The sequence below is a fragment of the Desulfovibrio desulfuricans genome (assembly GCF_024460775.1).
Taxonomy (GTDB): domain Bacteria; phylum Desulfobacterota; class Desulfovibrionia; order Desulfovibrionales; family Desulfovibrionaceae; genus Desulfovibrio; species Desulfovibrio desulfuricans_E.
Map to the genome: position 1 here is coordinate 14,766 of NZ_JANFYZ010000010.1, position 13,604 is coordinate 28,369.

General features: G+C 54.3%; 9 protein-coding genes. 4 read left to right on the top strand and 5 right to left on the bottom strand.

The genetic code is table 11. The annotated features are described in order from the left end of the window. The first annotated feature begins 28 nt into the window (after positions 1 to 28). Positions 29 to 220 carry a hypothetical protein gene (locus tag NE637_RS11675; protein ID WP_192113350.1) on the top strand — a complete coding sequence of 64 codons (192 nt, stop codon included), beginning with the start codon at positions 29 to 31 and terminating at the stop codon, positions 218 to 220. 169 nt (positions 221 to 389) lie between these two features. Here the strand turns inward: NE637_RS11675 and NE637_RS11680 are convergent, their stop codons facing one another. The 4 genes from NE637_RS11680 to NE637_RS11695 form a co-directional block, all read right to left on the bottom strand. Further along, positions 390 to 1,178, bottom strand: coding sequence for an ATP-binding cassette domain-containing protein (locus tag NE637_RS11680; RefSeq protein ID WP_192113349.1), 789 nt, complete (start codon positions 1,176 to 1,178; stop codon positions 390 to 392). Next, positions 1,168 to 1,869 carry a GTP-binding protein gene (locus NE637_RS11685; protein ID WP_022659565.1) on the bottom strand — a complete coding sequence of 234 codons (702 nt, stop codon included), beginning with the start codon at positions 1,867 to 1,869 and terminating at the stop codon, positions 1,168 to 1,170. The genes NE637_RS11680 and NE637_RS11685 overlap by 11 nt, the downstream gene beginning before the upstream one ends. Continuing rightward, positions 1,857 to 2,873, bottom strand: a complete 1,017-nt coding sequence (locus NE637_RS11690) for an ABC transporter substrate-binding protein (RefSeq protein ID WP_227118809.1) — start codon at positions 2,871 to 2,873, stop codon at positions 1,857 to 1,859. The genes NE637_RS11685 and NE637_RS11690 overlap by 13 nt, the downstream gene beginning before the upstream one ends. A gap of 205 nt (positions 2,874 to 3,078) precedes the next feature. Then, the gene (locus tag NE637_RS11695; RefSeq protein WP_192113346.1) at positions 3,079 to 4,344 is read right to left on the bottom strand and encodes an Nramp family divalent metal transporter; all 1,266 of its coding nucleotides are present in this window, start codon (positions 4,342 to 4,344) and stop codon (positions 3,079 to 3,081) included. 303 nt (positions 4,345 to 4,647) lie between these two features. Here NE637_RS11695 and NE637_RS11700 point away from each other — a divergent pair, with 303 nt between their 5' ends. From NE637_RS11700 to NE637_RS11710, 3 genes are all read left to right on the top strand, one after another. After that, entirely contained in the window at positions 4,648 to 6,738 is a 2,091-nt protein-coding gene (locus NE637_RS11700) for a methyl-accepting chemotaxis protein (RefSeq protein WP_227118810.1), read from the top strand. A 214-nt stretch (positions 6,739 to 6,952) separates the two neighbouring features. Then, positions 6,953 to 9,157: a polyphosphate kinase 1 gene (ppk1, locus tag NE637_RS11705; protein WP_227118811.1), complete on the top strand. Its 2,205-nt coding sequence runs from the start codon at positions 6,953 to 6,955 to the stop codon at positions 9,155 to 9,157. 386 nt (positions 9,158 to 9,543) lie between these two features. Then, a complete protein-coding gene (locus NE637_RS11710; protein ID WP_192113343.1) occupies positions 9,544 to 10,461 on the top strand; it encodes a Ppx/GppA phosphatase family protein in 918 nt (305 codons plus the stop codon). Between the two features lie 636 nt (positions 10,462 to 11,097). Here the strand turns inward: NE637_RS11710 and NE637_RS11715 are convergent. Continuing rightward, on the bottom strand, positions 11,098 to 13,131 hold the full coding sequence (locus tag NE637_RS11715; protein ID WP_227118812.1) for an acyltransferase family protein: 2,034 nt from the start codon (positions 13,129 to 13,131) through the stop codon (positions 11,098 to 11,100). Positions 13,132 to 13,604: the final 473 nt, after the last annotated feature.

Here is a 13,604-nt window from a genome sequence, read left to right on the forward strand (position 1 = left end):
GGGAGCCCCCCGCCTGAAAGGAAAAAATATGGATTCCACCTATCAGCGCGCCATGAACGCCAACGTGACCCCGCAGATTTTTTCCACCATGGTGAGCAATGCGCAAAAGGTGGCCGAAGCCTTTGCCGGTTCCGGCTCCGCCACTGTGGATGCAGAGAGCATTGCCGCCGTGTTCAGCCGCATGGTGGTTGCCCAGATCGAGATGTTTGAAAAGAAATAACGTTCGCTGCACAAGATATGCAAAGGCAGAGGCCGTCCCAAGGGACGGCCTCTGCCTTTTACACATTGCACATTCTGCTCTTTGCCCCTGCTTCAGACGGAGCCTGCCAAAACTGCAAGCAAAACAGATGATTATTAGTGTGGGGCGTTTCCCCCGCAAAGAATGCCCGCTAAATAATCCAGGGCGACATGTCCGCCCCTTTGCGCAGGGCCTCGCGCACGTCAGACCAGTGCCTTTCCATATCTTCCAGTCGGGCCAGCAGGGCGTCTTCCGCCGGGGTGCGCGCCAGCACAGCGGCCACGGCCCCCTGTTCAAACACCAGCCGCCTGTCTGCCGCCAAAGCCAGCACGGGATCGTGCGTTGCCATGACAATAATCTTGTCCGATGCCAGCAGCAGATCAAGGGCCTTGCGCTTGTCCACTCCGGCGTTTTCAATTTCGTCAATGAGCAGCACGGGCGACCAACTGAGCAGGGCTGTATCCGCAATCATCAGGGCTCGCGACTGCCCGCCGGAAAGCTGGGTCAACTGCGTACACCCGTCAAAGGATTCGCCAGCCAGTTCGTTGGCGGCGGCAAAAACCCTGGCCGCAGCGGTTTCGGGGTCTGGCACCTCGCGGCTCAGGGCGTGGGTGCGCAAAAAATCCAGTACGCCCATATCCAGCACAAAATTCATGTTCTGGGTCAGCTGGGCCACCAGCCGCCCCTGCAGATCAAAGCGCGTGTCTTCATCGGGTTCTGCGCCGTTGAGCAGCACGGTGCGGCCAGTTGGGGTATCGCCTGCGGCCAGCGACTCAATATCGCTCAAAAAGCGGCTCTTGCCAGCGCCCGTTGGCCCCAACAGGGCCGTGATTTCACCGGGGCGGAAGTGAATCTGCGTTTTTTCCGGCTGGCCTGCCTTGTCGCGCCCAGGGGTCAGGCTCAGGCTGCGCAGGGCCAGCTCCATATTTTCACGCTCCATGGCCTTCTCCAAATTCCGCCTTTTTGACGTTGCCCTTCTGGTAACGCGCGCCGATGCGCATTTCGCTCAGGCAATAGGAGCAGATGGCTGCGGGCATGGCGAAGCGCAGCCGCATGTCGGTTACGGAGGCGATGTCCGGCGCAATGGCCATGATGGCGGCAAGCTCCGCGCAGCCCTGACCTGTCAGGCCGTTCACGTGACGGATAACGGCCCGCTGGTTCATCTGCCGGATGCGGTAGCGGTAAACCTCGCGCTCTGCCTGCGAAACAAGATCGCCCTTGGTCACGGCCACCACATCGGCCAGCCGCAGCATGGGGCCGATTTTTTCCGGCGCGTCGATGCCCATGAGGTTGTCGATGACGCACAGGGCCAAAGCCCCGCGCAGATGCGGCGAGCAACGGTTGCACAGGCCTGCTGTTTCGATAATGCAGATGTCGGCCCCGGTTTCTGCGGCCCAGGCAAAGGCTTCTTCCAGATTGGTGGCAAAAAAGTGATCGGGGCAGAGCCCGCCGGAAAGCGCGACGGAAACGGGAATATCCGCCGCCGCGTAGAGTTCGTCGTCGCGGGTTTGCAGGCAGTCAAACTTGATGACGGCGCAGGTTGCGCCCCGCGCCTTCAGGGCCGCGCCAGCCCTGACCACAAGCGAGGTCTTGCCGCACGCGGGCGGCCCCGCCACGGTTATGAGACGCATGCCGTGCCCGCCTGCAACCGCCGGAACTTCAAGGCCAGAATATCGCGCAGGCTGTTCACGTCGTTGCTTTCCACAAAATCCCAGCCCACCCATTTGAGTTTTGCCCCTGCGGGCAACTGCGAGGGGCGCGAACCGTCCACAGGGATGAACCATGCGGCGCTGTCTATGCCGCCAAAGCCATTGGCAAAGAAGTCCAGCACCGGGGCCAGACGCGCCTTTTCCGATTTTTTTGCCAGCAGGTAGAGGGGGCTTGCGGCTGCGCCGTCCTCAGGCCAGACAATTTCCACGTGTTCCGGAAGCTTGGTGCTCTCGGCAAAAAACAGGGGGATGATAAAGATGCCCCCGGCATCGGACGCGGCGGTGCCGCAGACCTTTGCCATGCGCGAGGAGTGCATGAAACTTTTGATGTTGGCGGCAAGACCGGTAACGCCCGGTTCGCCAAAATCCTTGTACTGGTTGAGGAGCACGGCATCAGCCATGTCGTCGCCATCGCCACACATGACAATCTGCCCGCGATAACGGGGATTCATGAGGTCTGCCCAGTTTTTCGGCGCGGGCAGGCCGTCCAGCTTTTTGTAGTCTACCAGAAAAATGTACGGGGTCACGCCGTAGATGGTATAGGCCCCGGCGGGGTCAATCAGTCCGGCATCAGCGTACAGAGGGTTCAGCACGCGGGGCTGCACGCTTTCAAAAATGCCCGTGTTGACGAAACGCCGCACAAATTCGCCGCGCCAGAAGTCGCCATAGCCAATGGACGCTATAACGGCGGGCAGCTTGTTTGCGTCAGATTCCATATACAGCGGGTCGTAAGGATCAACCGAGGTGCAGCCCATGGGGATATGCGCCGTCAGGGGCGGGGTTGCCGCTGCGGCAATGGCCTCGATTCGCTCCTTGACCACAAGCTTTACCGGGCAGGGGGCATAGAGCAGCAGGTCGGTTTTGCCCATAATGGGGATGTCCTCCTGCTGCTGCAATGACTGCATGAGATGTTCAAGCCTTTTCATGGTGCCTCTTTCCGCAAAAAGTTTGGGAACCGCTCTGGGTAGAGCAAGGAACATGCCGATGCAAGGCTCAGCTCAACATACCGATATGTAAGTTAATTTATCTTTCACCTTCAGCCGGAGTCCAAACAATATTGTACCGCAGCCGCAGTTCGATACAATATTGGCGCGCAGTACGGTATATGCTGGGGCAGTCTGTGAAGTACCGCTAATCCAGCGCGCTGAAGAGCAGCATGATGTTCAGCGCTGTCACGATGCCTGTGAGCGTGTAGAGCAGCAGCTTTGTGCCCTTGCCGTTGGCGTATTTGCCCATGACCTTGGGGGACGATGTCAGCGCCACCAGCGAAATCATGGTGATGGGCAACTGTACCGAAAGAGCCATCTGCGAGAGCAGCAAGCCCTTGAAGGGGTCGCTGGTCAGCCAGATGAGCACAAGGCCGCAGCCCAGCGAGCCAACAATGCCCATGACGCTGTGCTTGTCCTTGGTATTGTAGGGTTCGCCCGCCATGCCAGATGTCATGATGCCGCCCGCCATGCCCGATGTGACGGACGAGGCCACCCCGGCAAACAGCAGGGCCACGGCAAAAATCACGGAGGCGCTGTCGCCCAGTAGGGGTTTGAGCAGGTCGCGGGCCTGTTCAAGCTCCGTCACATGCTCCCCCGCTGTCCAGAACACCGCAGCAGCCAGAATAATCATGGCGCTATTGATGGCCCAACCCACCAGCATGGCAAAGAGCGTGTCAAAAAATTCATAGTCGAGCCTTTTTTTGATAAAGGCATCACCCTCAAGATTCCACTGACGGCTCTGAATAATTTCGGAATGCAAAAAAAGATTGTGCGGCATGACCACCGCGCCAAGTACGCTCATGATCACCAGCATGGAACCTTCGGGAAAGGCTGGCATCACCCAGCCCACCGCAGCCTTGGGAACCCACCCGGAAGGCACCAGCCACAGTTCGTACAAAAAGGCGATGCCGATCAGCGACACAAAGCCGATGATCCACTTTTCAACCTTGTTATACGTATTGAGCAGCAAAAGCCCGCCAGCCAGAAGGGCCGTAAGGGTTGCGCCAATGGGCAGGGGAATGGAAAAGAGCATGCGCAGGGCAATGGCCCCGCCGAGGATTTCAGCCATGCTGGTCATGACCGAAGCGCCAAAGGCGCTAAACAGCACGAGTCGGCCAATGGTGCAGGGAAAATACTCCGTTATGGCCTCGGCCATGCACTTGCCCGTCACAATACCCAGATGCGCCGCATTGTGCTGCAATACAATGAGCATAAAGGTGGAAAGGCTCACCATCCACAGCAGGGAATAACCGTACTCCGCCCCGGCGGCCAGATTGGCGGCCCAGTTGCCGGGGTCGATAAAACCCACTGTCACCAGCAGGCCAGGCCCCACAAATTTGAGGAATTCTTCGCCCTTATGGGTAATGCCCGACACATTGCACTTGCTCCAAAAGCTTGTTGCACTCATGCAAACCTTCCCGATCTTTAATTTTGAATAACCGGCGGTGCGCAGCCTGACCGCGCAGCAACACCGGATGCTGCCGTATTGCAACCTGACGGTATACGCACTCATGGGCAGCAGGCAAGTGCGGTCTGCCCCTCTTGCGCGCACGGGGAGTAGTACGTATGTGTCACCTGCCCCCATCGTTTTTTTTCATGTTACATTTGTATTTCAGATATTAAGATTCTGAAAAACAAACCGATAATCTTGTTAGCGTCAGATCCGCCAGGCTGGACGCATGTCCACTTCAGATTGAGCAGGAGCCTTGCTATGACTATCAGACTGCGCGTTATTCTTGGATTCCTTTTTACAATTATTGTGATGGCAGCAGGCACCCTGCCCTTTATGATCATGACCATGCGCAACAATGCCGAGGAAAGCTATACTTCCAATTCCTCAACCCAGTTGCGCCTCATGAACAACTATGTGGAAACATTCATCAGCGGGGCGGAACGCGATGTCGCCCTTCTGGCGCAGGAACCTTACATTGCTGAAGCTGTGGGTCTTTTCCCCAACTTCTCCAACAATAAAGAAGCGGACGTTTTTCTTCGGGCCGATCTTTCGGTAGATGCCTTCAAAACCGTTCAGCCGCTGGTGCGGCTTGACGAAGGCTCCGAAGATTACGTGGAAGCCTACGCAGGCTACACTGACGGCAGCTACGCGACCTCTGCCGACAATACCAAGGTACCTGCTGGTTACAATACCAGCAAGCGGCCCTGGTACACGCAGCGCGCGGCTTCGTCGCAAAAGGTCGGCCTGGCCGACAGCTACCTTTCCATCACTGGTGAGCTGGTGGTGGCCATCACGCACAAAATGTTTTCGCGGCGGGGCGACTTTACGGGCGTTCTGGGCATCGACGTTTCGCTCAACGGCCTGTCGCAGCGCTTTGCCGAACTCAATTTCGGCAAGACCGGCTACTTCATGCTGCTCGAAAACACGGGGCGCATCCTCTGCGACCCGCGCAACAAGGATCTGACGGGCAAGATCATTGGCAAGGACATACAGGATCCCGGCCTTGTAAAGCTGTTTGGCACCAAGGACGGCATGCTGCAAACCGTTGTGAACGGACATGAAGTACGCGCCAATGTGCTCACCACGCCGCATGGCTGGAAGATCCTCATGCTCCAGTCTGAAGAAGAAATTCTTGCGTCCACCAACACCGCCGTGCGTGCCAGCGTAATCATTACCCTCAGCGTTGCCCTGATCATGCTGCTGATCGCCTGGGCCATAGCGCGCTCCATCAATCGGCCCTTGAGCCTTATTGTTAAAGAGGCCGACAAGGTCGCCACCGGCGATCTCAACGTGAATCTTGACGCCCGGCAGTTCTACGGCGAGCTGGCCGAGCTGCACGCTGCCCTGCTGAACATGGTTGGCAACCTGCAGGAAATGATCACCACTTCCCGCCAGAAGAGCGAGGAGGCCGAGCAGCAGACAGCCCTGGCAAAAGCCGCCACAGAGCAGGCAGAGGCCGCGCGCAAAGAGGCGGAAAACGCCCGCCGCGAGGGCATGCTCTCTGCCGCCATGCAACTGGAAGAAGTGGTGAAGGTCATATCCTCCGCGTCCAACGAGCTTGAAGCCCACATAGGCCAGGCCAACCACCTTTCGAGCGAGTCTGCACTGCGCCTCGGCGATGCTGCCACAGCCATGAACCAGATGAACGCCACGGTGCGCGAGGTGGCGAGCAATGCCTCGTCCGCTTCCGACATGTCTGACCAGACCAGAGCCAATGCCGAAAACGGCGAAAAAATCGTGCAGCAGGCCCTGCAAAGCATTGACCGCGTACACTCGGTTTCCATGGCGCTCAAGGATGACATGGGTACGCTCAACGAGCATGCCCAGGCCATCAGCCGCATCATGAACGTTATTTCAGACATAGCCGACCAGACCAACCTGCTGGCCCTCAACGCCGCCATTGAAGCGGCCCGCGCTGGCGAGGCCGGACGCGGCTTTGCCGTGGTGGCCGATGAGGTGCGCAAACTGGCGGAAAAGACCATGGCTTCCACCAACGATGTGGGCAACGCCATTGCGGCCATCCAGCAAAGCACATCCAAGAGCGTGCAAAGCATGGACAACGCCCTTGAGCAGGTGCAAACCGCCACAACGTTTGCCAACAAGTCGGGTGAAGCCCTGCGCGAAATCGTCAACAACGCGCTTTCCACTGCCGATCAGGTGCGCGCCATCGCAACTGCCAGCGAGGAACAGTCCGCAAGCAGCGACGAGATCAACAAGTCCATTCTTGAGGTCAATGAACGCTCCGAGCAGACGGCCCACGCCATGAACGCCGCTTCCGGCTCTGTGGCGGATCTGGCAACCCAGGCCAACACGCTGAGTCAGCTGGTGGCCGACATGAAGCGCGGCTAACGCGACACATACCTTGCAACACCCATCGGGGCGTCCGCCATGCAAAGGTGGACGCCCTTTTTATTGACGCGTGGCAAAAGCTGCAGAGCCTTGTCCGGCGCATCGGCAAATATGGGATTGCGCCACGCAATTGTAACAAATCCATCATACATAACAGTCGTAAGCGCGGGTAGTTATTGCCCTGATGGTTACGCCAATGCCACGGGAGTACACGATGAAGCCTTCGGCTGTTATGAACAACAGGGAACTGAGCTGGCTCAGCTTTAACGAACGAATATTGCAGGAAGCCCGCGACCACTCCACGCCGCTTATGCAGCGGCTGCGCTTTCTGGGTATTTTTTCCAGCAATCAGGACGAATTCATCAAGGTTCGCGTGGCTTCCCTTGTGCGACTTACCCGCTCCAAAAGCAAAATAAAGCCGCTGCTCATGGGCGGCTTGACCCCGGATGAAGCCTTGCAGCGCGTTAACGACAAGGCCGCCACCGCGCAAACGGCCTTTCGCGAAACCTACGAGGAAGTGCTGGACGCAATGGAGCACGAGGGCATACGCGTGCGAGACGAAACCGAACTCAGCGAAGGCCAGGATGCCTTTTGCCGGGGATATTTCGGCAATGTGGTCTATCCACAGCTGGTGCCGCTTATTCTGAACAAATCCGCCCGGCTGCCCTTTCTGCAAGACAGCCAGATATACCATGCTGTCAAGATGGAATCAGACGCGGCCCCCGGCAAATGCCGCTATGCGGTGCTGCGCATCCCCGTCAACGCGGCCTGCCCGCGCTTTGTGGAAATGCCCTCGTCACCCGGCTGCCACGACATCATCTTTGTGGACGACATCATCAGGCTGTGCCTGAACAATATTTTCTTCATGTTCAACTACGACCGCATTTCCGCATACACCTTCAAGGTAATGCGCGATGCGGAGCTGAGCCTTGACGACGACGTGTCCAAAAGCCTCATTGAAAAAATGGAAGAAGGGCTGGAGCACCGCCTGCGGGGCCGCCCCGTGCGCCTTATCTACGACAGCGCCATGCCCGAAGACCTGCTCTTTCTGCTGGCCTCAAAGCTCAACCTCAAAAAGAGCGAGCTTGACCCTGGCGCGCGCTACCATATGATGCGCAGCCTCATGAACTTTCCGCGCGTGCGGCCCGATCTGGAAAACGCCGTCATGCCCGCCCTCACCCATCCGGATATCAAACCATTTTCCAGCATTCTCAAGGTGGTGCGCAACAAGGATATTCTGCTGCACTTTCCCTACCACACATTCAATCATGTGGTGGAATTTCTGTGCGAGGCGGCCATTGACCCCAAGGTGACAGATATTTCCATCACCCTGTACCGCACGGCAGACCATTCGCGTATCATCAATGCCCTTATAAATGCGGCGCAGAACGGCAAAAGGGTTACGGCCTGCGTAGAGCTCATGGCCCGCTTTGATGAAGAGCGCAATGTCAAAAGCATCGACATGCTGCATCAGGGCGGAGTGCGCGTTATCCACGGCCTCAAGGACCTCAAGGTGCACAGCAAGGTCATTCTTGTTGAGCGCGTCGAGGGCAGCAAAAAAACAGGCTATGTCTACATCGGCACCGGCAACTTCAACGAAGATACGGCGCGGCTGTACAGCGACATGGGGCTGCTGACAGCCAATCCCGGATTTGCGGAAGACGCCCGCACCATCTTCAATTTTCTCAATGCCTCGCACAAGCCGGTTTCGTGCCGGGAGCTGGTGGCGGCCCCCCAGTGCATGCGCGCCTTTTTCACCAACGCCATCGAACGCGAAATACGCAATGCCAAAGCCGGAAAAAAGGCGTACATCCACGTAAAACTCAACAGTCTTACCGATGAATCCATGATCCGGCTGCTTTACCGCGCCAGCAAGGCCGGGGTGGAAATACGCCTTATTGTGCGCAGCGCCTGCTGCCTCAAGCCGCAGGTTCAGGATCTGAGCGAAAATATCCGGGCCATCAGCATTGTGGACAAATTTCTCGAGCATGCGCGCATTGCGCTCTTTTGCAACAACGGCAGTGAACTGGCCTACATTTCAAGCGCCGACTGGATGCCCCGCAATCTTGACCGCAGGCTGGAGGTGGCGGCACCTGTCCACTGCCCGGCCCTGCGCCAGAATCTGCGGGATATTTTTGACATCCAGTGGGCGGACAACGTCAAGGCCCGCATTCTTGACGGCACCGGGGTCAACAAATACAGCAAGGGCGAATCCGTGGCCCCCTGCCGCTCGCAAACGGTGCTGCACGAATATTACAGCCGCATGGCCGCCCGCCCTGCGGCAGATGCGCCTGCTGCCCAGCCCCCAACCAGCCGAGGCAAGAAGGAGCGGACGCCCGCTGCCAAAAGCCGAAGGCCCGCGCGCAAGCCCCCCTCCGCAGTGCAGGGTGATATGGCTGACGCACTGACCGAAACCTAGAGTGGATTATCCTTCAATGGATTTACTGCCGTACGCGGATTATGAAAACAATCCGCACTCTGGACGGTTGCACGGCGATACCGCCTTGCGGACAGGCAGATTCGGCATAATGATGCTCTGGAGACGCAGGCTTTTCCGCACGCTCTGCCCCCAAAAACCAGTGTATATTCCTGCGGTTTTGGTGTAGTCTTGCCGAACCGTGCCTCAGGGCGTGCGGTAACCACCACAAGGCATTCCACACCCTGCCGCAAGAGCAGTTTACGAATGAAGTGAGTTAACTGCTCTGCAAGGATTTTTCTAAAAATTCTTGCCGCGAAATACGCGCAGGCAGGTTTTGCCTGCCGTAAGCGAGTATTTCAAGTGTTAAATGCTCTAGAGGAGACCGAGTGAAACCCAGCATGCTTGCCGCCATTGACGTGGGCTCCAATGCCATACGCTTTCTCATCAGCAATGTTGAAGAGCTGAGCCCCGACAAGCCAGTCAAAAAAAATGCCTACCTTCGCATTCCCATTCGCCTTGGGACGGATGTTTTCCTTTACGGGGCCATCTCTGAACAAAAGCAGGCCGCCTTTGTGGACGCCATGATCGGCGTTGCCCATATCATGCGGGCCTACGGGGTTGACCACTACCGCATCTGCGCCACCAGCGCCATGCGCGATGCCGCCAACGGTCAGGACATCATGAATCTGGTACGCGAAAAAACAGGCCTGCGCATTGATATCATCAGCGGGCTGGAAGAAGCGCAGATTCTCTTTAACGCCAACGCCCTCACCAGATATACCGATGTGGACAGCGCTCTGTATGTGGATGTGGGCGGCGGCAGCACAGAGGTGGTCGCCCTGCGCGATGGCAAGCTGCAAGAGGCTTTTTCCTTTCAGCTCGGCACGGTGCGCATTCTCGCCAATGCGGTGAACCCGGCGGAACGAGAACGCTTTGCCACAGAAATGCGCAGACTGGGCGAAACCTATGCGCCGGAATGCGTCATTGCCTCTGGCGGCAACATCAACAAGGTTTCAAAACTGCTCGAAAAGCGGGACGGCAAGCCCGTTGGCGCGCCGGAACTGCGCGCCCTGTACAAGGATCTGCTGGCCCTGCCGCTGGAAGGCCGCATGGAAAAATACGGACTCAACGCCTACCGCGCGGACGTTATTGTTCCGGCACTGGATATATTCCTCGGCGTAGTCGACATGTCGGGCGCAAAGCAGCTTGTCATACCCAAGATAGGCCTTGTGGACGGCATCATCCGCCATATGTGGCTCAATGCGGACAGCCTTGAAGACCGGGCCTGCCCCGGAGCGATTTAGCCGCAATATCTCAACGTTGTTTTTTCCTGTTAGTCATGAAGCTGAGGATTCTCTGCCAAATGTGAAGTGAGGTCTCACGGATTTATAGTGATGCATTCGTATCAGCAGAGAGAGGCCCTTCCCTGAACGAGATATTCCCCCTGTGTGCGCACTCGCTTTTGGAAGTATAATCTGCACAACAATGCACATTCCCATTCTGGTCGTCTACCTCGCCCTACACTACAATACCCAATGGGGCTAAAATCATTTAACATGTTAATAAATATACTATTTTTAATTAAACCAAAGTAGTTTCATATTTCTATAATGGTTGTCGTGAGCAATCAATTCCAGTGGGCCGCGAAATTTTTCGCTTCGCAGCATCAATACCAGCCTGTATCATCTTGAAATTTTGCTAATTGCGCAAAAGTGAATTCATAAAAAACTAGTAAACTCTACAATGACATATAATATTCTTGAAAATGACAGATAGCTACTTCAACGGCGACTACTTCTCCGAGCAAAAAATATAATCGCCGTCTCCTATATTCTTTAATGTCCCGTAGAGACAATATTTGCAGCTAAGCTCAGAAGAAATTATCCTGGTGCTACCTTGCCAATATTCTCCGCCCAGCTGGCCTGCAAAAAGGTGCCGCATTATTTCCCCGAGCCTGCCAAGTACGGTCGGAGCGCCTGATCTCGCAGTAACAGATTCCCCACCTCTGTCAGATGATTATCATCATGATATAAGGGCATGCCGGAGGCTGTAAACCCTGCACAATGTCCAGAAGCGCAAAACACATTTATAGTGTCAATAATGGTGGCTCCGCGTATTTCCTGAAGGAGTGCAAGGTAAGGTGCCTGAAACTCACGGACCGCTCCGTGAGAAAGAACTTTGGCAGTTTTAAAGGAACGATGCGACCTGAAAGGCCTCATTATATAAAGTTTCGTGTCATCAGGATACTCAGGATTTTCGGAAACAATATACACAAGTTTACCATGATCATTTAAATAATCAACGTATACCTGCAAATCTTGCTTGTAGGTGGACACGCCAGCCGCACGTGCAGTCCAGCGATCAGTCTTTTTGCCCCCCTTAATGACCCGCATTCCAACAGATATAATAAAAACTTTTCTAATGTCCTGCTTCTCAGCAACAATGCGCAGCACCTTTTCAATTTCCTTCGGACGATCCTTACGCCAGACCCAGTCGGGGGCTCCCCTTAGATGTTCCGTTCCACCAGGCACGAGCCAGCCCAACAGTAGTGTATTATATCCCAACTCTTCTCCAAGAGCAGCTATTGAAGGAAAGGCGACCATGGCATGGCTGTCCCCAACAACGGCAATTGTTTCTGTTGCGCCTGTATGCATATATCGACAATACGTCAGATCGCCAGCCTGGATATCAGCATACTGCAACCCTTCATTATCCACGCCAGGTGGATACTTCAAGGCTTCAAATTGTTGCATGCTAAGATTGATCGCCTTACGGTTTGGCAATCCCTCGCTGTAATAAATGCTAAGCCCGGCCACACCCACAATCATCATAACAAAAATGAGTGCAGCTACTTTTGCGGAGCGCGCTCCCAGGCCAAAGCGCAACGGGCGCTCCACCATGACATAGGTTAATGTGGCAAGGAAAAAAGAAAGAAAAATAAGACCCGTCCGCAGAGTCAGTGTAGAAGCGTTAACAGTTCCCCCAATTATGAAAAAGAAAGACAGCAATGGCCAGTGCCATAGATATAGCGGATAGGAAATTTTACCAACGAACACAGCCACGGGGTTAGAGAGCACAAGCCGGTTGATAGGATTGGCAGGGCCAGCGGCAATTAACGCCAAGGTGCCAACCACAGGCATTACTCCCCCCCAACCCGGCCAAGGCTTATCACTTCGTGCAAGCAACAGCCCAGCACAAAGGAAACAACTGCCCACCAAAGCCAGAGGCAAATCTAAACCACGACCGTCACTAGTTGGAGAACTCTTGCGGAGAAAACGAAACCAGCACGTGTTCCATTCGTGGCGTACAGTCATGTCTGAGTGCATCTGCGATAAGGATGCAAGCCCTGCGCCAGCCAAGAGTTCCCAAAGGCGTGCAAAAGGGGAGTAGAAGTCAGCCCGAGCATCAATACGGAACAGATAGAGATTATCTAAAAATGATAATAGCCCCAAAAATATAATTACAAAACTTGGTAGGATCCTATTTTTGAAGGAAAGCCAAATCAAAAAAGGGAAAAAAATATAAAACTGTTCCTCTATACCTAAACTCCAAAGATGCAAAAGTGGAGTATAACGAACAGATGTATCGAAATAACTTGATTCCATCCAAGACAACAAGTTTGAAATAAACAGTGTGCCGCTAACTGCATGTTTTCCCAAAGAAGAATATTCATTCGGCCATAGCGCGAACCATCCGAATATTAATACTGCCGTCAATACGACAATCAAAGCGGGGAAAATGCGCAGGATACGACGGGCGTAAAAATCCCAGAAGCTAAACCGACCATCGCGCAGATCACGCAGAATAATACCACCGATGAGGTACCCGGATATAACAAAGAACACATCCACACCGATAAATCCGCCTTTAAGCATATCCGGGAATGCATGAAACACCACCACAGATACCACAGCAAAAGCGCGCAGGCCATCAATATCAGGGCGATACACCTGAGGTTTGATGAGACTACTCATTGTTTTCTCCGGATCTGTAATAACGCACCTTAAAAGAGAAAATCATATGCATTTTTTCGAAGTAAACGTTGCCATAGTGGATGAGATTAGCAAAATATTAACTCAAACGAAAATTAAATAAGCGAATTTAAACGTCTTGTCACTAGTGTTTACTTTGGACATAGTCAAATATCAAACTAAGTTCCACAAAATTTCATTTGCTGTTTTCAAAGCAAATTTACACTAGAGATTAAAAAAATAGACAATATACATTCAATAATTACAACAAATTTCCGCAAGTACGCATTAAATCTTCTGGCTACGTTCATTGTCAATTACCATCGAAAATAATTTTAACCAATCATTACAACCTTTATTACAGATCATAGCAAATATGTACAATACATATCACAATCTATTAATTATAAGTTACATATTGGTTTCAGGAGATACCATTTATTCCAATTTTGCCCTGCTACCCTGCATACTTCTTC

Excerpts from the sequence above, each read along its gene's own strand:
- NE637_RS11675 (WP_192113350.1), top strand. The coding sequence starts at position 29 with ATGGATTCCACCTATCAGCGCGCCATGAACGCCAACGTGACCCCGCAG.
- NE637_RS11680 (WP_192113349.1), bottom strand. The coding sequence starts at position 1,178 with ATGGAGCGTGAAAATATGGAGCTGGCCCTGCGCAGCCTGAGCCTGACC.
- NE637_RS11685 (WP_022659565.1), bottom strand. The coding sequence starts at position 1,869 with ATGCGTCTCATAACCGTGGCGGGGCCGCCCGCGTGCGGCAAGACCTCG.
- NE637_RS11690 (WP_227118809.1), bottom strand. The coding sequence starts at position 2,873 with ATGAAAAGGCTTGAACATCTCATGCAGTCATTGCAGCAGCAGGAGGAC.
- NE637_RS11695 (WP_192113346.1), bottom strand. The coding sequence starts at position 4,344 with ATGAGTGCAACAAGCTTTTGGAGCAAGTGCAATGTGTCGGGCATTACC.
- NE637_RS11700 (WP_227118810.1), top strand. The coding sequence starts at position 4,648 with ATGACTATCAGACTGCGCGTTATTCTTGGATTCCTTTTTACAATTATT.
- ppk1 (WP_227118811.1), top strand. The coding sequence starts at position 6,953 with ATGAAGCCTTCGGCTGTTATGAACAACAGGGAACTGAGCTGGCTCAGC.
- NE637_RS11715 (WP_227118812.1), bottom strand. The coding sequence starts at position 13,131 with ATGAGTAGTCTCATCAAACCTCAGGTGTATCGCCCTGATATTGATGGC.